Origin of the sequence: Haloarcula sp. 1CSR25-25, from assembly GCF_032027985.1 — an archaeon.
GTDB lineage: Archaea > Halobacteriota > Halobacteria > Halobacteriales > Haloarculaceae > Haloarcula.
Genome location: NZ_JAHYBW010000003.1, coordinates 24,773 through 42,318, shown reverse-complemented (window position 1 = coordinate 42,318; position 17,546 = coordinate 24,773). Strand labels below are relative to the sequence as shown.

General features: G+C 66.5%; 20 protein-coding genes. 11 read left to right on the top strand and 9 right to left on the bottom strand.

Annotated features, from left to right (window positions below):
- Nucleotides 1–22: 22 nt before the first annotated feature.
- Nucleotides 23–820, bottom strand: a complete 798-nt coding sequence (locus tag KZ498_RS09980; protein ID WP_312618559.1) for a shikimate dehydrogenase — start codon at nt 818–820, stop codon at nt 23–25.
- Between the two features lie 129 nt (nt 821–949).
- Between KZ498_RS09980 and KZ498_RS09975 the strand changes: the two genes are divergently transcribed.
- The 5 genes from KZ498_RS09975 to KZ498_RS09955 all read left to right on the top strand — a co-directional run bounded on the left by KZ498_RS09975 (nt 950) and on the right by KZ498_RS09955 (nt 5,749).
- Nucleotides 950–2,311, top strand: coding sequence for a sodium:calcium antiporter (locus KZ498_RS09975; RefSeq protein WP_312619311.1), 1,362 nt, complete (start codon nt 950–952; stop codon nt 2,309–2,311).
- Nucleotides 2,311–3,666, top strand: a complete 1,356-nt coding sequence (locus KZ498_RS09970) for a D-aminoacyl-tRNA deacylase (protein ID WP_312618558.1) — start codon at nt 2,311–2,313, stop codon at nt 3,664–3,666. Before KZ498_RS09975 ends, KZ498_RS09970 begins: the two co-directional genes overlap by 1 nt.
- Before the next feature lie 103 nt (nt 3,667–3,769).
- Nucleotides 3,770–4,930, top strand: a complete 1,161-nt coding sequence (ftsZ, locus tag KZ498_RS09965) for a cell division protein FtsZ (protein ID WP_312618557.1) — start codon at nt 3,770–3,772, stop codon at nt 4,928–4,930.
- A gap of 197 nt (nt 4,931–5,127) precedes the next feature.
- Nucleotides 5,128–5,307, top strand: a complete 180-nt coding sequence (locus tag KZ498_RS09960; RefSeq protein ID WP_004592944.1) for a protein translocase SEC61 complex subunit gamma — start codon at nt 5,128–5,130, stop codon at nt 5,305–5,307.
- Nucleotides 5,308–5,311: 4 nt separating this feature from the next.
- Nucleotides 5,312–5,749 (top strand): transcription elongation factor Spt5, encoded by a 438-nt coding sequence (locus KZ498_RS09955; protein ID WP_312618556.1) that lies wholly within the window; start codon nt 5,312–5,314, stop codon nt 5,747–5,749.
- A gap of 193 nt (nt 5,750–5,942) precedes the next feature.
- Here the strand turns inward: KZ498_RS09955 and KZ498_RS09950 are convergent, their stop codons facing one another.
- Entirely contained in the window at nt 5,943–6,242 is a 300-nt protein-coding gene (locus tag KZ498_RS09950; RefSeq protein ID WP_004516837.1) for a hypothetical protein, read from the bottom strand.
- Nucleotides 6,243–6,357: 115 nt separating this feature from the next.
- Here KZ498_RS09950 and KZ498_RS09945 point away from each other — a divergent pair, with 115 nt between their 5' ends.
- Nucleotides 6,358–7,119, top strand: a complete 762-nt coding sequence (locus KZ498_RS09945) for a PHP-associated domain-containing protein (RefSeq protein ID WP_312618555.1) — start codon at nt 6,358–6,360, stop codon at nt 7,117–7,119.
- On the opposite strand, the gene KZ498_RS09940 is transcribed toward KZ498_RS09945, so the two are convergent.
- Together KZ498_RS09940 and KZ498_RS09935 are read right to left on the bottom strand one after the other, a co-directional pair.
- The gene (locus tag KZ498_RS09940) at nt 7,116–7,622 is read right to left on the bottom strand and encodes a metal-dependent hydrolase (RefSeq protein WP_312618554.1); all 507 of its coding nucleotides are present in this window, start codon (nt 7,620–7,622) and stop codon (nt 7,116–7,118) included. The two genes, KZ498_RS09945 and KZ498_RS09940, sit on opposite strands and share 4 nt — an antisense overlap.
- 36 nt (nt 7,623–7,658) lie before the next feature.
- Complete coding sequence (locus KZ498_RS09935; RefSeq protein ID WP_312618553.1) at nt 7,659–8,168, bottom strand: CinA family protein; 510 nt, start codon at nt 8,166–8,168, stop codon at nt 7,659–7,661.
- A 78-nt stretch (nt 8,169–8,246) separates the two neighbouring features.
- On the opposite strand from KZ498_RS09935, the gene KZ498_RS09930 reads away from it, so the two are divergent.
- Together KZ498_RS09930 and KZ498_RS09925 are read left to right on the top strand one after the other, a co-directional pair.
- The gene (locus KZ498_RS09930; RefSeq protein ID WP_312618552.1) at nt 8,247–8,390 is read left to right on the top strand and encodes a hypothetical protein; all 144 of its coding nucleotides are present in this window, start codon (nt 8,247–8,249) and stop codon (nt 8,388–8,390) included.
- A 38-nt stretch (nt 8,391–8,428) separates the two neighbouring features.
- The gene (locus tag KZ498_RS09925; protein ID WP_312618551.1) at nt 8,429–9,547 is read left to right on the top strand and encodes a pyridoxal phosphate-dependent aminotransferase; all 1,119 of its coding nucleotides are present in this window, start codon (nt 8,429–8,431) and stop codon (nt 9,545–9,547) included.
- Between the two features lie 15 nt (nt 9,548–9,562).
- On the opposite strand, the gene citE is transcribed toward KZ498_RS09925, so the two are convergent.
- The 5 genes from citE to glmS are packed head-to-tail and all read right to left on the bottom strand — an operon-like array spanning nt 9,563 to nt 14,833.
- Nucleotides 9,563–10,603 carry an L-malyl-CoA/beta-methylmalyl-CoA lyase gene (gene citE / locus KZ498_RS09920; protein WP_312618550.1) on the bottom strand — a complete coding sequence of 347 codons (1,041 nt, stop codon included), beginning with the start codon at nt 10,601–10,603 and terminating at the stop codon, nt 9,563–9,565.
- The gene (gene mch, locus KZ498_RS09915; protein ID WP_312618549.1) at nt 10,600–11,676 is read right to left on the bottom strand and encodes a 2-methylfumaryl-CoA hydratase; all 1,077 of its coding nucleotides are present in this window, start codon (nt 11,674–11,676) and stop codon (nt 10,600–10,602) included. The genes citE and mch overlap by 4 nt, the downstream gene beginning before the upstream one ends.
- A complete protein-coding gene (locus KZ498_RS09910) occupies nt 11,669–12,937 on the bottom strand; it encodes a methylaspartate ammonia-lyase (protein ID WP_312618548.1) in 1,269 nt (422 codons plus the stop codon). Before KZ498_RS09910 ends, mch begins: the two co-directional genes overlap by 8 nt.
- Nucleotides 12,927–14,390, bottom strand: coding sequence for a methylaspartate mutase subunit E (locus tag KZ498_RS09905; RefSeq protein ID WP_312618547.1), 1,464 nt, complete (start codon nt 14,388–14,390; stop codon nt 12,927–12,929). Before KZ498_RS09905 ends, KZ498_RS09910 begins: the two co-directional genes overlap by 11 nt.
- A gap of 2 nt (nt 14,391–14,392) precedes the next feature.
- Complete coding sequence (glmS, locus tag KZ498_RS09900) at nt 14,393–14,833, bottom strand: methylaspartate mutase subunit S (protein ID WP_312618546.1); 441 nt, start codon at nt 14,831–14,833, stop codon at nt 14,393–14,395.
- A gap of 121 nt (nt 14,834–14,954) precedes the next feature.
- Between glmS and mct the strand changes: the two genes are divergently transcribed.
- The 3 genes from mct (at nt 14,955) to KZ498_RS09885 (ending at nt 17,417) form a co-directional block, all read left to right on the top strand.
- A complete protein-coding gene (gene mct / locus KZ498_RS09895; protein WP_312618545.1) occupies nt 14,955–16,145 on the top strand; it encodes a succinyl-CoA:mesaconate CoA-transferase in 1,191 nt (396 codons plus the stop codon).
- A gap of 70 nt (nt 16,146–16,215) precedes the next feature.
- The gene (locus KZ498_RS09890; protein WP_312618544.1) at nt 16,216–16,656 is read left to right on the top strand and encodes a TRAM domain-containing protein; all 441 of its coding nucleotides are present in this window, start codon (nt 16,216–16,218) and stop codon (nt 16,654–16,656) included.
- Nucleotides 16,657–16,856: 200 nt separating this feature from the next.
- Nucleotides 16,857–17,417 carry a TATA-box-binding protein gene (locus KZ498_RS09885; RefSeq protein WP_004516850.1) on the top strand — a complete coding sequence of 187 codons (561 nt, stop codon included), beginning with the start codon at nt 16,857–16,859 and terminating at the stop codon, nt 17,415–17,417.
- Nucleotides 17,418–17,546 lie beyond the last annotated feature (129 nt).

The window sequence follows — 17,546 nt, the reverse complement described above, 5'->3', positions numbered from 1 at the left end:
TCTCTTGCTGGTGGCCGTTTCGCTACAACCGCTCGCGTAATCGTCCGTTCATACGGTCTACAGGCGCGTCTTCGCCGGTCCAGCGTTCAAACGCTTCGACCCCCTGATACAGGAGCATCCACGCGCCGTCAACGGTCGTCGCGCCCGCGGCCGCCGCGTCCCGTAGCAGACGGGTCTCGATCGGCGTATACACCGCATCGAGCACCGCGAGGTCGCCGTGCAACGCGCCAGCGGGGACCGGCGTCTCGTCTGCTTCCATCCCGACGCTGGTGCAGTTGACGAGGATGTCGGCGTCCGAAAGCAGGTCAGCCAGCGAGCCGAGCCCGTGGCCAGTCGCGCCCGGGACCTCATCCGCGAGCCCGAGGGCCTTCGATTCGGTGCGGTTCGCGACCCGGACCGACAGGCCCTCGTCGGCGAGGCCGAAGGCGACCGCTCGTCCCGCGCCGCCGGCACCGACGACGACCGCCGTGCCGGACAGCGACACGTCGTGGTGCTCCAGCGCCCGGACCGCGCCGACGGCATCGGTGTTGTAGCCCGTCGGTGTCCCGCCGGCGAAGTCGACGGTGTTGACGGCGCCGATGCGCTCGGCGAGCGGGGCGGGGTCGACGGCGGCCAGCACGTCCTGCTTGAACGGGATGGTGACGTTGAGGCCGGCGATGCCGAGCGTCGCTGCCGCGTCGATGGCTTCGGCGCCGGCGTCAGCCGGCGGCTCGAACGTGACATAGCGCGCGTCGAGTCCCAGTGCCTCGTAGCCCGCCTCGTGCATCGGCGGCGACAGCGAGTGGCCGACCGGGTTCCCGATGAGACCGTAGACGTCCATATCAACGCCAGCGCGCCCCGGGAGTATGAACGCCACGCTCTTTCGCGCGGCGCACAGTCGACGCTTTCGCAAGCTTTTCAGCCGAACCCAGTCTCATCTCTGGTAGTGAGTCGTTTTCGCCATCCACTGATGCAGGTCGCAGTCGCGCTCGCCCTGACTGTCGGCTGGATCTATCTGTTTCTTTCCGGGACCGAAGTCGGGAACGTGACCACTGTCGCGGTCAGCGGGCTCGCCGTCCTCGGGGCGTCGTTCCTCCTGGCCTGGGGCGCTGAAACGGCCGAGAAAGACGTTCCGAGGGCGTTCGCTATCGCCGTCCTCGCCATCCTCGCCGTGGCTCCGGAGTACGCGGTCGACGCGCTGTATGCCTGGAACGCCGGGGCGGGTGGCGCGACGACAGAGGCCTGTAGCCAGCTCTCCGCACAGGCCATCGAGGCAAGCGAGACATCGCTGGCTCGGGCCTGCCACGACGCAAATCTGGCCATCGCCAACATGACCGGCGCGAACCGCATCCTCATCGGTCTCGGCTGGGCTGGCATCGCCGTCTTCACCGTCTGGCGTGCCGCGAAAACGCGGGACCCGGCAGTCCAGAAGCGCGACGGGTTCCTGAAAGACACCGTCCAACTGGACACCGACATCGCGACCGAGATCTCCTTTCTCTTCCTGGCGACGATGTGGGCGTTTCTCGTCCCCTTCGGCGGCGGTATCGGCATCCTCGATACGCTGTTCCTGGTCGGCCTCTACGTCACGTACATCGGTCTCGTGCTCAAATCCGACATCGAGCACAGTGAACACACCGTCGGCGTGCCGAAGTACTTCCAGGAGTGGTCACTGCCCTGGCGGCCGCTGGTCGTCCTCGCGCTGTTTAGCTACTCCGGGGCGATGATTTTCACGGCCGTCGAACCGTTCGCACACGGCCTCGAAGAGATCGGCGTCGCGAACGGGATTCCCGAGTTCTTCATGATCCAGTGGGTCGCCCCGCTGGCCAGCGAGTCACCGGAACTCATCGTCGTCGCCGTGCTCGTCAACAAGGCCCGGTCCACGGCGGGGTTCAACGCGCTCATCTCCTCGAAGCTCAACCAGTGGACGCTGCTCATCGGTACCATCGCAGTGGTGTACTCCATCGCCCTCGGCGGGTACGGCGTCCTGCCGTTCGACGCCAGACAGGGGGCAGAGATATGGATCACAGCGGCCCAGTCGTTCTTCGCGCTCGCCATTCTGGTCAACTTCGAGATCAGTATCCGCGAAGCGATCGCGCTGTTCGCGCTGTTCATCTCGCAGGTGATCCTGGAGTTCGCGCTCATCAGGGACCTCATCGCCCTGCCGATAACGAGTCACGACCTCCTGCTGGCGTACACAGGGCTGTACCTCGCTGTCGGGGTCGGTCTGTTCGTCCTGCGCCGGGAGGCGCTGAAACACCTGTTCGGGCTGGCCGGTGACGCCGTCCGGACCGCGATGGGTCGTGAGCCGGCCAACCCGGAGAACGCCGACTGATGCTCGGTGTCGTTGTCTCGCACGCGGACGCGGCGTCGACACATATCGGCGAGCGGCTGCGTTCCCTGCGGGACTGGGACGAAAGCGTCGACGAGACGCGACCCGATGCCGAGGGCGGTGGAACGGTGTACCGGACTGACGGCGTGGAGCTCCGCGAGTTCGAGGCCTTGCATCTGGACATCGAGGACGCTGCGGCGGCCTTCCCCGACCCGGACCTGCTCGTGTTCGCCTCGAAACACGCCGGCGAGACCGACGAACTCCTGACGGCCCACCACACCGGGAACTTCGGCGTCGCGGAGTTCGGCGGCGAGGACGGGCAGTTCGCACGCGCCTGCCCCGGCGCGCACGCGACCGTGGTTTCGGCGCTCCGGCGCCACGCCCCGCCGGTGTACGAGGTCGGCATGGAGTGTACCCATCACGGGCCGACGGCCGTCGGCGTCCCGTCGATGTTCGTCGAGGTCGGCAGCGCGGAGGCCCAGTGGAAGGACCCCGAGGCCGCCGAGGCCGTCGCCAGGGCGATACTGGACCTCGCTGATGAGCCAGCGGACAAACCCCGAGAGAACGGGACGCGCCGCCACCTCCTCGGCGTCGGCGGCGGCCACTACGCCCCGCGGTTCGAGCGAGTCGTCCGGGAGACGGACTGGGCGGTCGGCCACATCGCCGCCGACTGGTCGCTGGATGCGCTTGCCGAGTGGGCCGACAGCGACGCGGAGCGCGACGCCGTCCTCGAACGCGCCCTCCGGGCCAGTGCGGCCGACTACGCGCTCATGGAGGGCGACCGGCCGGCCATCCAGGCGGCTATCGAGTCGCTCGGCTACCGGGTCGTCAGCGAGACGTTCGTTCAGGAGACCACCGGTGTCGACCTCGGCCTCGTCGAGGCGCTCGAAGACGCTGTCCAACCGGTCGACGACGGGCTCAGGTTCGGCGCCTTCGCGCCCGGATACGACGGCGAGTGGACGGTGGTCGACCTTCCGGACGACCTCCTGTCGGACGCGCAGGGCATCGACAGCGAGGCACTGCGTGAGACGATCGACCGCCAGTCCATCGCGTACGCGACCGAGCAGAACGGGACTGTTCTCACCGGGCCGATAGTCTGTCCGGCGACGACGGACCTGACAGCGGTCGTCGACTCGCTCGTCGGGATTCTCGAACGACGCTTCGACAGCGTCGAGCGGACCGCGGGCGAACTCGTCGCCCGGGAGACGGCGTTCGACCCGGACCTCGCGCGGACTGCTGACATCCCTGAAGGACCGAAGTTCGGGAAACTCGCCTCGGGACAGTCCATCGAGGTCGACGGAGAAGAGATCGACCCGGAGCGGTTCCAGCGCGAGCGTATACGTCGATACACGCTGTGAACACTGGCGTGTCAGCCGCCGACACCGGGACCGAACACGTCAGACGAGCGTCAGACACAGGGGGAAAACTAATAACTATTCGTCTGCAAGGACGCTTTAAATTATGGATTCGATAATTGACGACGCTATCGACGAGGCAGAACAAGACGGGGAGGACGCGGCCGGCGGAACTGACAACGGAACGACATCATCGCCGTCACAGGACGTGTCCACGTCGGGGACGATGTCCGACGAAGAACTGGCAAGCGTCGTCAAAGACCTCGAGACGAAGATCACAGTCGTCGGCTGTGGCGGCGCTGGCGGGAACACGGTCACCCGGATGATGGAGGAGGGCATCCACGGGGCCAAACTCGTCGCCGCAAACACCGACGCACAGCACCTCGCCGACGAGGTGGCCGCCGACACCAAGATCCTCATCGGTCGCAAGCGCACCGGCGGCCGCGGCGCGGGTTCCGTCCCGAAGATCGGCGAGGAGGCCGCACAGGAGGATATTGAGGACATCCAGCAGTCCATCGACGGCTCCGACATGGTGTTCGTCACTGCGGGTCTCGGCGGCGGGACCGGGACCGGCGCGGCACCGGTCGTCGCACAGGCCGCTCAGGAAGCGGGCGCGCTCACCATCTCTATCGTCACTATTCCCTTTACCGCGGAGGGTGAGCGCCGCCGTGCCAACGCCGACGCCGGCCTCGAACGGCTCCGTTCGGTCTCCGATACGGTCATCGTCGTCCCGAACGACCGCCTGCTGGACTACGCGCCCTCGATGCCGCTGCAGGACGCGTTCAAGATCTGCGACCGCGTGCTGATGCGCTCGGTCAAGGGCATGACCGAACTGATCACCAAGCCCGGACTCGTCAACGTGGACTTCGCCGACGTTCGGACCATCATGGAGAACGGCGGCGTCGCGATGATCGGCCTCGGCGAGTCAGACTCCGAGAACAAGGCCCAGGACTCCATCCGCTCGGCACTTCGCTCGCCGTTGCTCGACGTGGAGTTCGACGGCGCGAACTCCGCGCTGGTCAACGTCGTCGGCGGCCCCGACATGAGCATCGAGGAGGCCGAGGGCGTCGTCGAGGAGATATACGACCGCATCGACCCCGACGCCCGCATCATCTGGGGCGCGTCGGTCAACAACGAGTTCGAGGGCAAGATGGAGACGATGATCGTCGTCACCGGCGTCGAGAGCCCACAGATCTACGGCCAGAGCGAGGCCGAACAGGAGAAGGCCGCCCAGCAGCTCGGCGAAGACATCGACTACGTCGACTGACGCCGGGTTCTCCCGACCCACTCTTTCGGAGCTTTCACCGGCTCCGCTGTCTTGTTTGTCGCGGTTAGTCGGCGTTGCCCACCCGTGCCGTGCGGGTACACGGCCGGTTGGGCTCGGCGCCTCCACAGCCCGTATCCGAGAGACACGCGGAATCGTGCACCACAATATAGAAAAGCCACCAGTGGGTACGACCCGCTATGGACGTTCCATACGACCTCACCTCCTACATCCGCGTACTCAAGCTGGCGAGTACGCCGTCGTGGGAGGAGTTCTCCCAGATCGCGAAAATCGCCGGCGCGGGCATCGCGCTGGTCGGACTGCTCGGGTTCATCATCTTCGCCGTCATGACCTTCATCCCTGGCAGCAAGCCGGTGTAAACAGATGGGGATCTACGCAGTCAAAACCACGGCCAGCCAGGAACGCACCGTCGCGGACATGATCATCTCCCGCGAAGAGGACGAGATTCACGCCGCGCTCGCGCCCGATTCGCTGACGAGTTACGTGATGGTCGAAGCGGACGACGCCGCGGTGTTCGACCGCATCTTAGACGAGATTCCCCACGCCAACGGCGTCGTGCAGGGGGAGTCCTCGATGGCGGAGGTCGAGCACTTCCTCTCCCCGAAGCCGGACGTGGAAGGCATCGCGGAAGGCGACATCGTCGAACTCATCGCCGGCCCGTTCAAGGGCGAGAAGGCGCAGGTCCAGCGCATCGACGAGAGCAAGGACCAGGTCACCGTCGAGCTGTACGAGGCGACGGTCCCGATTCCGGTTACCGTGCGCGGTGACCAGATCCGGGTTCTCGACTCCGAGGAGCGGTAAGCAGCGTCCGGCGGCGAAGCCACCCGCGAGTGCAGCGAGTCGTCGCCTTTTCGCCCGCGTTTTTCACCGCAGTGAGCACCGCCCCTCGTTCTACTCGAACGGGTCGCTTTGCGCCCGGTGAGAGGGCAGCACAGTCCCGCTTCAGGGACAGAACAGTCGATACCGCGCCTCCCCATCAAAAAAGTGCCAGTCGCTACGCTTCGCCGCCTTCCAGTCGGTCGATGACTTCGCTCATGTTGGCCGCGGCCTCGACGGACTCCTTGATCTGTTCGCGGCGGCGCACCTCGGCGGCGGAGGCGTCGTAGGCGCGGACGTACTCGGCGCGGGAGTGTTCGTCGAACGCGTGCTTGATAGCGAAGTAGCCGTCGGGGACGACGGCACCGCAGACCTTGCACTCGATGCGGTCGTGTTCGACCGACTGGTGGATGATGAGCTCCTCGACGCGGTCGAACTGCCTGTCGTCCCCTTCGATGTCGCACTCCCAGCGTGGCATTTGCTCAGTGGCATGCGACGCGGGGGTAAAAACCTTGGCTGACATCTGTCAGCTGCCTATCTCCCAGGCTGCCGAAACGGAAACCCCTAATGCCAGTACGGAGATAGCGTTCATCGTGCAACCCGAGGGGTACGCCGTCGACCTACACGTGAAGGTGCTCGACGACGGGGTCGTCGAGCGGGCGAAGGCACGTGGACTCGACGCGCTGGTGTACGCGCCGCATTTCACGCGGCTGCCGGAGATACGGCGGCAAGCTGCGGCGTTTTCCGACGAAGAGCTGACTGTGTTCCCGGGCAGAGAGATATTCACCGGAACCTGGCACCAGCGCCGGCACGTGCTGGCGCTCGGCCTCGATGAACCGATTCCGGATTTCATCACCTTCGACGGCGCGATGCGGGAGCTCGACCGCCAGGACGCGGCCGTGCTCGTCCCCCATCCCGGCTTTCTCAACGTGAGCCTGGGACTTGACGACATCAAAGCGTACGAGAATGTAATTGATGCGCTGGAAGTGTACAATCCCAAGCAGCTGTCACACCACCGGGACCGCGCACAGTCGTTCGCGTCGGAGACCGGCCACGAGCCGTTCGCATCGTCGTATGCCCACGTCCGCGGCACCGTCGGCGAGGCGTACGTGACCTTCGCCGAGGCGTTCGAGGACGTCGCGGCGCTCAGTGCGGGGCTGCAGAACGACTTGGAACGGTCGCTGTTCCACCGCGACGGCGCCTCACACGACTTCCGCCGGGCGGTCGAGTGGGCGCACCTGGGGCTGGAAAACACCTGGGGCAAGTTCGACCGACTGATGTTACAGGGGACCGAGCCGACCCATCCGGACCACGTCGCGTACGGCGGCCGGTTCGACGACGTGCGGGTGTACTAAACCAGGAACGCGCTGTTCTCGACGACGAAGGTCCTGACCGACGGCGGCAGGTACTGCGGCAGAACGTGTATCAACAGCCCGACCGCGGCCAGTTCGAGGATGGTAATCGCGACGGTGACGACTTCGGCGTGCTCGCTGGTGGTCGTCACGCCCGTCGGTGAGCCGTACTCCCTGTCCGAGAAAGGATAAAACAGCGCGATACCCCGGCGGGAGCCGAAGTAGTCAAGCACGTAATGCGTGAGGACCCCGAGCCACACCCACTGGAGATTGCCGCCGTGATACAGCGGATGGGCGAGGAAGATTACGAGGACCGGGATGTTGTGCAGGGTCTTGCGATGTTTGCCGAAAGCGGTGTCGACGTCGGGGAACAGCGCGCCCAGGACGACCGGAAGGAACACTTCCGTGATTGTCGCAAAGGTCGTCACGTCGCCCGATGGATCGAGAACGTATCCCAGTCCGATGCTCAGAAGGACGGCGTTCAGGACGTGCCCGCGTTTGTTCATCTACCGGACCGTCCGTGTCCCGACTGAAAGAGCTTACTACTCCTGTAAGGCGGTTTCCAGGTCCCGGAGCGCCCGTGTCGCGATGGCCGCTTTGACCTCGCGACGGTCGCCGTCGAACTGGTAGCGGGACACAGTCACGCCGGACTCGTTGGTCCCCCAGGGCGCGGCCTCGGCGACGGCGATGTAGACCGTCCCGACGGGCGTCTCTGGCGAACCGCCGCTCGGCCCGGCCACGCCCGTCGTGGCGACGCCCCAGTCGGTTCTGGCCGTATCGCGGACGCCCTGGGCCATCTCCGCCGCGACCGGTTCGGAGACCGCGCCGTGGGCGTCCAGCGATTCCCGCGAGACGGCCAGCAGTTCTCGCTTGGCCTCGTACGAGTAGGTGACCAGCGAGCGGTCGAAGTAGTCGCTGGAGCCGGGCACGTCCGTTATCTTCGACCCGACGAGCCCGCCGGTACAGGACTCCGCAATAGCGACCGTCTGGTCGACCGCTCGGAGGTCCTCCCCGACACGCTTCTCGACCGGGTCCGTTGTATCGTCTGCCATTGCCGGTCGTTGGCGGGACGGGCGAATAAGCGTTCAGGGGAGCGGGGATGCTTTCAGTTCAGAGACACAACGGTGCGTATGACCTATCAGACGACGCTCGGCTGGTCACTCGTTACCTCGGGTATCGTGACGCTACTCCTCTGGGTCCTGCCGGGGTCGGACCTCCTGTGGGGGGTGCTGTTGCTGGTCCTCGGCGGGGTGACGCTGTACATCCGCCAGTAGACAGAAAAGCAGACGGGGCCGGCAGCCAGAGGGCCCGTATGGACTACACGGAACCCCAGTTCTTCAGGGTCATGCAGTACGCGGCTCGGGCCGACCGGGACGTGGTGGACATGGTGTCGGGCAACCCCGACTGGGACCCGCCCGAAGGGCTTCGCGACGGGCTCAGAGACTACGCCGAGGCCCCGGCCGACGACTACCAGTATCCGCCCAGCGTGGGGCTCACGCCCCTCCGCGACGAAATCGCCGCCCGCCGGGACGTGGACCGGGACAGAGTGGTCGTCACGAACGGCGCCGGCGAGGCGAACCACCTCGCGATGACGGGCGGCCTCCACCACTTCGACGGCAACGAAATCATCCTGACGGACCCCGTCTACCCCTACTACGCCGGCCGGGCCAACTTCATCGGCGCGGACGTCTCTTTCGTCCCGGTCGACGGGACCAACCGACTGGACCCCGCGGAGGTTCGGGCGGCCGCGAGCGAGGAGACGGCCGTCATCGTCGTCAACTCGCCGAACAACCCCACCGGCGCGGTGTACGACGCCGACGCGATGGCCGAGTTCGCAGCCATCGCCGAGGAGCACGACGCCTTGCTGCTCAGCGACGAGGTGTACGACCACTTCGACTACGCGGGTCGGTTCAGCTCGGCGCTACACGCCGACTCCGACCACGTCGTCGCCACCAACTCCTTCTCGAAGACGATGGCGATCACCGGTTTCCGGGTCGGCTACGCTGTCTTTCCGCCGGAGGACGGCCCCACCGGCTCACTCTTGGAGCGCGCTCGCACCCAGCACATGCTCACGAACGTCACCGGGAGCCGACCGGCCCAATACGCCGTCCTGCGGGCGCTGGAGACGACGAGCCCCGATTACTACGCCGCCTGCCGACGGCGACTCGAAGAGCGCGTCGACGACTTTTGTGCCGCACTGGCCGAAGCCGGTGCCGAGTACAACCGTCCCGACGGCGGCTTCTACGTGATGGCGCGGTTCCCCGGCTTCCCCGGGTCCTTCGAGAACGTCTACGAACTCATCGACGAGGCCGGCGTCGCCGGGATGCCCGGCGAAGCCTTCGGCGACTCACGGAGCGACTGGGTCCGGTTCGCGCTCGTGACACCACGCGTCGACGAGGCGGCCGAGCGACTGGCGAGCTATTTCGAATAAGAAGCGGTCGCCGACTCAGCCGAAGATCAGTTCGACATCTCTCGCCCGCGCCAGCAGGTCGTCGTCGTAGTACTCCCCGGTCTGGGCCGGGTGGGTCTCGTCGATAGCCCGCACCGTTTTGACCGTGTTCGCGAAGTTCTTGTACGTCGCCTCGTCGACCATCTGGCCGTCGACGACGACCGCGCCGGTCCCCTCGCGTTTGGCCTCGTTGAACGACTCTATCTTGTGGAGGTCCCCCTCCAGTTCCTCGGTCGTGGGCATGTGGATGCGGTTGGCCTGTTCGGTCTGCTTGGGGTGGAGCGACCACGAGCCGTCGATGCCGATGGTCGCCTCGTACTCCACCTGGTCGGCGTACCCCTCGGCGTTGTAGTAGGTGACCCCGGCGCGCTCGTGGAACAACTGGTCGAAGGGGCCGCCGATGGCGACGGCACCGGCGGCGCTCGTCTCGTTCGAGAGCGCTTCGAGCAGGCCGTCCCAGCGGGGCCGCTCGCCGTCGAGCGCGCGGCCGCCGAGTTCCGCAGTGTAATCGACCGGACCGAACACGAGCCCGGAGAGCCGGGAGTCGGCCGCGTACTGGCAGATCTCACGGAGGTCCGAGCGGCCGGGGGCCGTCTCTAAGATGATGGCCATCTCCAGTGTCCCCTCGGGGAGCCCGGCATCGCGCTCCGCGTCGGCGATGACGCCCGCGGCGTCGCGCACGTCGTCTATGCGGCCGACCTTCGGGAAGACGAAGCCGTCCAGTTCCGCGCCGACCGCATCGGCCAGCCGGGTCACCTGCTCGATACCGCGCTCGCGGGCGTCGGCGTCGTCGTAGGCCCACTCGACCCGTGGGAGGATTTCCCCGGCGAACTCGTCAGCGTGGTCGGGGACGTGCTCGACGATGTTGTCGACGGCCTCGTCTTTCATCGACGGCGCGGTGCCGTCCTCGATGTCGGGGACGAGCCAGTCCGGGGTCTGGAACCCCTCGCTCGTGAGTCCCGAGACGAGGAACTTCGCGCTGTTGTCGTTCGGTATCGCGGCCGGTGCGGTCTGGAATGTGCGACAGAGTCGTGTCATGTATCTCGCTGGATGAGTGCGGTTCGCCGGCCCGAGTAGACCGGGGTCTGCTCCTGGTTGAACGCGACGTGTTCGAACGTGACCGCGCCGGCCCGCTCCGGTCCGGCATCGGGGTCGCAGTCGAGGACGCGGGTGAAGCCGTAGACGGTGTCACCCAGCGTGACGAAGTCGTGGAAGCGCTCGTCGGCGAACCGCTGCTCGCGGTAGGTCGCCTCGTCGGAGCGGGCGTGGGCCAGCGCGATAGAGCGGGTCACGTCGCCGTAGGCCACGATGTCACCCGACGGCGAGTCGGCCATCCCGTCGCGGTTGTGGTGTTGGCGGGCGGTGTTGAGCGTCGCCAGCGGCAGCCCGGCGACGAGCTGGTCGTCCATCGTCCGGCCGCGTTCGTGGCGGTAGGCCACGGCGGCGTGTTCCTCGCGGGCGGTGTCCAGGGCCCGCCGGAAGTCCTCGAAGTATTCGCCGTCGGGCGAGAGGAGGGTGTCAGGGAGCGCCGGCCCACCCTCGTCCTGCTCACCCATCGCACCGCCGTCGGTGGCCGCCGGTTCGCGGCGCGGTATCATGTTCGTCCGCCGATACGACACCAGCGTCTCGCCGGTCCTGCGGTTCCGGCCCTCCGTCTCCCACGTGACGATGCCGTACGCCGGTCGGGAGGAGGAGGTTCGGGTGTCGACGACGGTCGAGGTGACCGACAGCGGCGTCCCGGCCGTCGCCGGCTGGTGGAATACCACGTCGTCGCGCCCGAGGAAGTACCCGCCCTTCTCCGAGAGGTCCTCGACGGTGATGCCCATGACGCAGGCGAGCAGGTAGTCCGGGTGGACCGGGCGCTCCGCGAAGCCGCGTTCGCGGGCGGTGTCGGCCCGCCAGTACGCCGGGTCGTGGTTGAGCGTCTGGCCCATCCACTGCTCGCTGCCGTGCTGGGAGAGCCGCAGGCCGGGGTCGTGGACGAGCTCGTCGCCCTCCCCGAAGAACTCGAAGAAGTGGCCCTTCTCCCGGGTGTCGGCCCGGTCGAGCAGTCTGTCGAACGTCTCGGCGTCCGAGAGGTCCATGGCGTCGGGGTCGGCCCAGTCAGTCATCGGCCGGCACCTCCCGTGTGGCTGCCCGGCGCGCAAGCGCCCGCCGCATCTCGTTCGTGACCACCATGAACCCCTCGTCGAAGCCCATCCCTGGTTTCGCCAGCACCTGCGCGGCGTCGGTCGCCAGCGCGACGTGGGCACAGGCCCGCGCCGAGGTCACGGTCTCGTTGCACGTCCCGCCGACGTAGGCACGGGTATCCGTCCCATCGCAGTACAGCACCGCCTCGGCCGACCGCTGGATGCCGCCGAGGTCCGGCGTCTTTATCTGGACCAAGTCGGCGGCCTCCGCGTCGACGAACGCCTGCACGTCCTCGAAGGTGTTGCACCACTCGTCGGCGACGATGTCCACGTCGACGCCGGCGTCGGCCAGCCCCTCGCGGAGTTCGGCCATCCGTGATATCTGCGCCGTGCGACCGCCGGCGTCCATCGGCCCCTCGACCTGGAGGGGGTACGGCGCGGCGGCTCTTCGGAGCGTCTCGAAGTAGTCCGTCACCTCGGTCCGGTCGTACGGCGGGCCGAACACCTTCCCGAGGATGCCGTACACGTCGACGTGGAAGCGCGGCGAGTACGGCTCCGGCCCGAGCGCCGTCGCCCGGTCGGAGAGCCAGGCCAGGTAGTCACGCAGCCCCTCGCCGTTCTCGCCGACCTTCTCGACGCTGTTGAACAGGCCGTGGGGCAGGACCGGGACGCCCTTGATGAGCATCTTCTCGGCGTTGATGCGGCGCTCGTCGCCCGACTGGCCGAACACCGGGACCGGCGAGGTCGCCGGCTCGGTGTCGTAGGTGTCCGCGAGCACGTCCGTCGGCGTCACTCCCCTCGCCTGTGCGGCGGCGTTCAGCAGTGCCTGCGAGACGCCGTAGCGGACCGCGGTGTGGAGCCGGTCGCCGCCCGAGCGGACAGCGTCCATCTCCTCCAGCAGCGTCGCGTTGGCCCCGAACCGGGTCGCGTCCTGCCCGCGGAGCGCGTCGGCGACGGGTCCCTCGACGACGGGACGGTACTTCTCAGCCCGGAACAGCGGGTCGCGGCCGCCGGCCCCGGAGTACTGAACCGCGGCGCAGTCGCCGGTCGCGACGGAGCCGTCGGCGAGTTCGAGCTCCACGATGAGCGCCTCGCCGGCCTCGCGGATGCGGTCGAACCCCTCCGTGACCGGCTGGCCGTCGTAGGCGAACCCGGTCTGGGTCGCCCCGTCCTTGATGGCCTGCTGGTCGTCGAAGAAGAACCCGGAGAGGCCGGGAACCGTTCGAACGTCCTCAATCCGCATCGCTGGCACCCCCTGCGGGCCTGTTGTCGCCGGTCGGACGCCCGATGAGCTTCCCGTCGCTGATGGCGTCCACGTCGTCGGCGACCATCCGGAACGACTGGTCGCGGCCCTCGGTCTCGGCCCGTTCGCCCAGCCGCGCGGCGTGGATCTCCTTGATATCGTCCGGGAGCGCGAGGTCCGCGAACTCGAAGATGCGGACCCGCCCGTCGTCGTCTCTGGCCGGCAGCACCGCGCCCTCGGCGGCGTCGCTCGGCGCGAACGGCACGTCCAGCGCGCCGCTGTCGAAGGCGTTGATGACCCCCTGTGCAACGTCGCCGTCGCCGGCCTCGTAGATAGCGTCCATCAGGTGGCGCGTCTCCCGCTCGATGAGCGCCTGTTCCTCTTCGATACCCCCGAGGTCGATATCCTGTTCGATCATCATATCGATAAGCTGTCTCGTCGTTCGCAGTCCGGCCGCGTTAGCCTCCTTCGTCGGCACGCCCTGGAACTCCTGTGCGGACTTCGTGATGACTTTGTCCGGCCGGGCGACGGCCGCCGTCGCGCCGCCGAGACTGATGACGCCGTTTGCCCGCGCCTCGTCGGGCGGGAAGCCGCCCATCCACTCGTGGAAGACGGTCGTGACCGTCACCTCGTCGCGGAGGTACTCGTTGCCGAGCTTCCGCAGCGCGCGCAGCGCCGCCACGTCCTGCACGAGATTCCCGACCTGCCCGTAGCCCAGCGTGAGCGACCGAACCCCCTGTGTCGCGGCTAGCTCGCCCTCGACGAGCATCACCGCGATTGCGATGCTGGGCGGGACGAGCGTGCCGGTCAGCGGGCCGAAGGGCTCGCGGTTGATGGTCACGCCGCGCTCGGTGTAGGCCCCACAGAGCCGGTCGACGAACTGCCAGTGCTCGATGGTCGTCGCGAGGTCGTGCCGTTTCGTATAGGGAATGTTGTAGGAAATCGGCCCGCCCTCGAAGCTCTGGAAGCCGCCGGCGAGTGTGACCATCGCCAGCAGTCTGGCGTCCGGCGTCCCGTGCCGGACCTCGACTGGCGCGTCCAGCGCCCGGACCAGGCGGCGGCAGTCCTCCACGCCGTGATTGACCGCCGGAAAGCCGTTCAGTTCGTTCTCGTCGCTGCCGCGGGAGGCGGCCAGTCCCTCCTCGGCTTTCTCGTACTCGTTGTCGCGCGTGTACGAGTCGATGGTCGTCGGCAGGAGGTCCGCATCGCCTTCGTCCTGTAGATACCGCAGCAGGTCGATCTGTTCTTCGAGACAGGGGACGCCCGCTCGCGGCTGGAGGAGCGGCTGGTCGCTCGACTCCAACACCGTGGCGAACTGCTTTGTGTCCGGCAGCGATTCGTGGAAGGCGATGGCCTCCTCGAAGTCGACTTCCCGGCCCGTGTGCCAGTTGTCCCTGAGGTCGTTTGCGATGCGCTGTAGCTGGTCGTCGCTGAGTCGCTCGTCAGTTGGCATGGTCACCCGTCAACCCTGATCTGCTCCGCCTCTGTTGTCGACAGCTGCAGGTCTTCGCGGAGCGTCCTGATGGCCTCTTCCGGGTCGGTCTCCGCGTCGAAGACGCGGTCGAAACCCATCTGCCGGAAGGTGGTCCGCGTCTCCTCGAAGTCGGACTGTCCGACGGCGAGGTTTCCGCCGACGTAGGTGAGCACGTCGAGCCCGGCGTCGTCGAGCTCGTCGTGAAGCCCCTCGCAGTCCTGGCGGGCGTGCCCGTACAGCGAGGATACCAGTACTGCCTCGGCGTCGTGAGATTTCGCGGCGGAGACGAACTCGTCCTGTGACGTCTGGACACCGAGGTTGATGACCTCGAAGCCAGCGGCCGAGAGCGCCTGCTCTAGAATCGTGATGCCGACGACGTGCGCGTCGGAGCCAATCACGCCGAGGATAACGGTCCGGGGCATGTACTACCTCGTCATCGGCGGGTACTGATAAACCTAATGGTCTTTCATGATAATATGCCCTTAAACAATTTATAATGGTCGTTCAGGAAGGTTTATGCGGCCGCCCCATCGTGGTTTTCTCATGGGTGCGCTTGACGACTTGCGTGTGCTCGACCTGACACAGGTCCTCGCCGGACCGTACTGTACGATGTTGCTCGCGGACATGGGCGCGGACGTGGTAAAGGTCGAGCGCCCCGGCGGCGACCTTATCAGGTCGAACCCGCCGTTCGTGGCCGACGGGGACAGGGAGGCCTACGGCGGCTACTTCCAGAGCGTCAACCGCGGGAAACGCTCGCTCGAACTCGACCTCGGAACGGTGGAGGACCGCGAGGCGTTCCTCTCGCTCGTCGAGCGCGCGGACGTGGTGGTGGAGAACTTCAAGGCCGGCACGATGGAGAAGTTCGACTGTGGCTACGAGACGCTCCGGGAGCACAACCAGGAACTCATCTACTCCTCGATCCGGGGCTTTGGCGACCCGCGGACGGGCGAAACCCACCGGCAGGGACAGCCCTCCTTCGACCTCATCGCGCAGGCACTGGGCGGCGTGATGGAGATAACCGGTCAGCCCGACGGCCCGCCGACGAAGGTCGGTCCCGGCGTCGGCGACATCTTCACCGCCGCGCTGAACGCCGTCGGCATCCTCGCGGCCGTGCATCACCGCGAGCGCACGGGTGAGGGCCAGTACGTGGACACGGCGATGTACGACTCGATGGTGTCGCTCTGTGAGCGAACCGTGTACCAGTACTCCTGTGACGGCGAGTCGCCGACCCGACAGGGCAACTCCCACCCCACGCTGTTCCCCTACGACTCCTTCGAGGCCGCCGACGGCCACGTCGTCATCGCGGCGTTCTCCGACGGCCACTGGGAGGCGCTGTGTGACGCGATGGACCGCCCGGACCTCGCCGCGGACTACCCCGACGCCGGCAGCCGGATCTCGAACCGCGAGTCCCTGCGTCGAGAAATCGCCGACTGGACGGCTTCCGTCGACTCCGAGACGATTCTCGACCTGCTCGAGGGGCGCGTGCCGGCCGCACCGGTCCAGAACACCGCCGACATCTTCGAGGACCCACACGTCCGCAGTCGGGAGATGCTCGCGGACGTCGATCAGCCCGGGGCCGACGAGCGGATGACCATCGCCGGCAGTCCGATAAAGATGACCGAGACGATGCCCTCGCCGGGCGGTCGTGCGCCGCTCCTGGACGAGCACAGGGCGGAACTGCTCGATGAGGCCGGGGTCGGCGCGGAGACCAACCGCGTCGAAAGCGACGACTGACCGGCAACTGCCGGCAAATTTCACCACAACAGGGCAGGACCATTATCTATCATGAGCCGTAGAATAGGCTATGGTCGAAGTTCCAGATGCGCTCAGTTCACTGTTCAGTGCGCGAGTAGAGACAGACGGCGACCGATATATCGTCGAGGTTCCGAAAAGCGAAGTGTCCCACGGCGCGATTTCACCGGGCGATACCTACCGCGTAGGCCTGCTCTCGCAGGTCACTACCGGTTCGTCGACGCCGGCCCAGCCACAGGAGCCCGAACAGGACACCGACCCGGCGCGGGCCGACACCGGCGTCCCGCAACCGCCGGTCGACGAAGGCGAAATCAGAAACGTGACCATCGAATCGCTCGGCGACCAGGGCGACGGCATCGCCAAGGTCGAACGGGGATACGTCGTCATCGTCCCCGACGGCGAACCGGGTGACTCGCCGACCGTCGAGATAGAGACCGTACAGGAAAACGTCGCGTTCGCGAGCGTCGTCGACAACGACGGCCGGACCGCGTAGGGTTCTGCCGCGTTTTCTGTGGCTACCGTGGTCGGATTCCAATCGGTGGGGTTCCGGACCAAACAGCCACAGCAGGGTCGCTCGTACGATTTACCCCCACTTGAATGGAATTTGTCGGACGCAGTAGAGGTCTAAGAACGACTAGTAATCACAGCATCACAAACGTTTATATGATTTAAATCCGGTATTTAAAACACTACATGGTCGACCCAAAAGAGAGCATTGACATCGAAAATGTCGTTGCTTCGACCGGTATCGGACAAGAACTCGACCTTGAGAGCGTCGCGATGGACCTGGAGGGGGCCGACTACGACCCCGAACAGTTTCCGGGCCTGGTCTATCGGACACAGGACCCCAAATCCGCCGCGCTCATCTTCCGGTCGGGCAAGATCGTCTGCACAGGTGCGAAGTCGACGGACGACGTCCACCAGAGCCTGCGTATCGTCTTCGACAAGCTCCGCGACCTGAACATCCAGGTCGACGACGACCCGGAGATCGTCGTCCAGAACATCGTGAGCTCCGCGGACCTCGGGAGTTCGCTCAACCTCAACGCCATCGCCATCGGCCTCGGACTCGAGAACATCGAGTACGAGCCCGAGCAGTTCCCGGGCCTCGTCTACCGACTCGACGAACCCGATGTGGTCGCGCTGCTGTTCGGGTCGGGCAAACTCGTCGTCACCGGCGGGAAGCGAAAGGAGGACGCGGAGGAAGCCGTCGACACCATCGTCGAGCGACTCAGCGACCTCGGCCTGCTGGACTGACGGCGCGGTGCCAGTGACTGGGCGGCGGTCAGTCACAGCCCGTTTTTCGGTTCACTGCGGTCCCGACGCTGTTCCCACAGAGCGATTGCGATGGACAGGAACCCCGCGGTTCAAATACCGGGACGACTA

Bases quoted from the DNA above. Each gene is read 5' to 3' on its own strand.
- mch (WP_312618549.1), bottom strand. From the start codon at position 11,676: ATGACTGACTGGGCCGACCCCGACGCCATGGACCTCTCGGACGCCGAG.
- KZ498_RS09885 (WP_004516850.1), top strand. From the start codon at position 16,857: ATGGTCGACCCAAAAGAGAGCATTGACATCGAAAATGTCGTTGCTTCG.
- KZ498_RS09955 (WP_312618556.1), top strand. From the start codon at position 5,312: ATGGGGATCTACGCAGTCAAAACCACGGCCAGCCAGGAACGCACCGTC.
- KZ498_RS09930 (WP_312618552.1), top strand. From the start codon at position 8,247: ATGACCTATCAGACGACGCTCGGCTGGTCACTCGTTACCTCGGGTATC.
- KZ498_RS09935 (WP_312618553.1), bottom strand. From the start codon at position 8,168: ATGGCAGACGATACAACGGACCCGGTCGAGAAGCGTGTCGGGGAGGAC.
- KZ498_RS09960 (WP_004592944.1), top strand. From the start codon at position 5,128: ATGGACGTTCCATACGACCTCACCTCCTACATCCGCGTACTCAAGCTG.
- mct (WP_312618545.1), top strand. From the start codon at position 14,955: ATGGGTGCGCTTGACGACTTGCGTGTGCTCGACCTGACACAGGTCCTC.
- KZ498_RS09980 (WP_312618559.1), bottom strand. From the start codon at position 820: ATGGACGTCTACGGTCTCATCGGGAACCCGGTCGGCCACTCGCTGTCG.
- KZ498_RS09950 (WP_004516837.1), bottom strand. From the start codon at position 6,242: ATGCCACGCTGGGAGTGCGACATCGAAGGGGACGACAGGCAGTTCGAC.
- citE (WP_312618550.1), bottom strand. From the start codon at position 10,603: ATGACACGACTCTGTCGCACATTCCAGACCGCACCGGCCGCGATACCG.
- KZ498_RS09925 (WP_312618551.1), top strand. From the start codon at position 8,429: ATGGACTACACGGAACCCCAGTTCTTCAGGGTCATGCAGTACGCGGCT.
- KZ498_RS09905 (WP_312618547.1), bottom strand. From the start codon at position 14,390: ATGCCAACTGACGAGCGACTCAGCGACGACCAGCTACAGCGCATCGCA.
- KZ498_RS09910 (WP_312618548.1), bottom strand. From the start codon at position 12,937: ATGCGGATTGAGGACGTTCGAACGGTTCCCGGCCTCTCCGGGTTCTTC.
- KZ498_RS09890 (WP_312618544.1), top strand. From the start codon at position 16,216: ATGGTCGAAGTTCCAGATGCGCTCAGTTCACTGTTCAGTGCGCGAGTA.
- KZ498_RS09940 (WP_312618554.1), bottom strand. From the start codon at position 7,622: ATGAACAAACGCGGGCACGTCCTGAACGCCGTCCTTCTGAGCATCGGA.
- KZ498_RS09970 (WP_312618558.1), top strand. From the start codon at position 2,311: ATGCTCGGTGTCGTTGTCTCGCACGCGGACGCGGCGTCGACACATATC.
- glmS (WP_312618546.1), bottom strand. From the start codon at position 14,833: ATGCCCCGGACCGTTATCCTCGGCGTGATTGGCTCCGACGCGCACGTC.
- KZ498_RS09975 (WP_312619311.1), top strand. From the start codon at position 950: ATGCAGGTCGCAGTCGCGCTCGCCCTGACTGTCGGCTGGATCTATCTG.
- ftsZ (WP_312618557.1), top strand. From the start codon at position 3,770: ATGGATTCGATAATTGACGACGCTATCGACGAGGCAGAACAAGACGGG.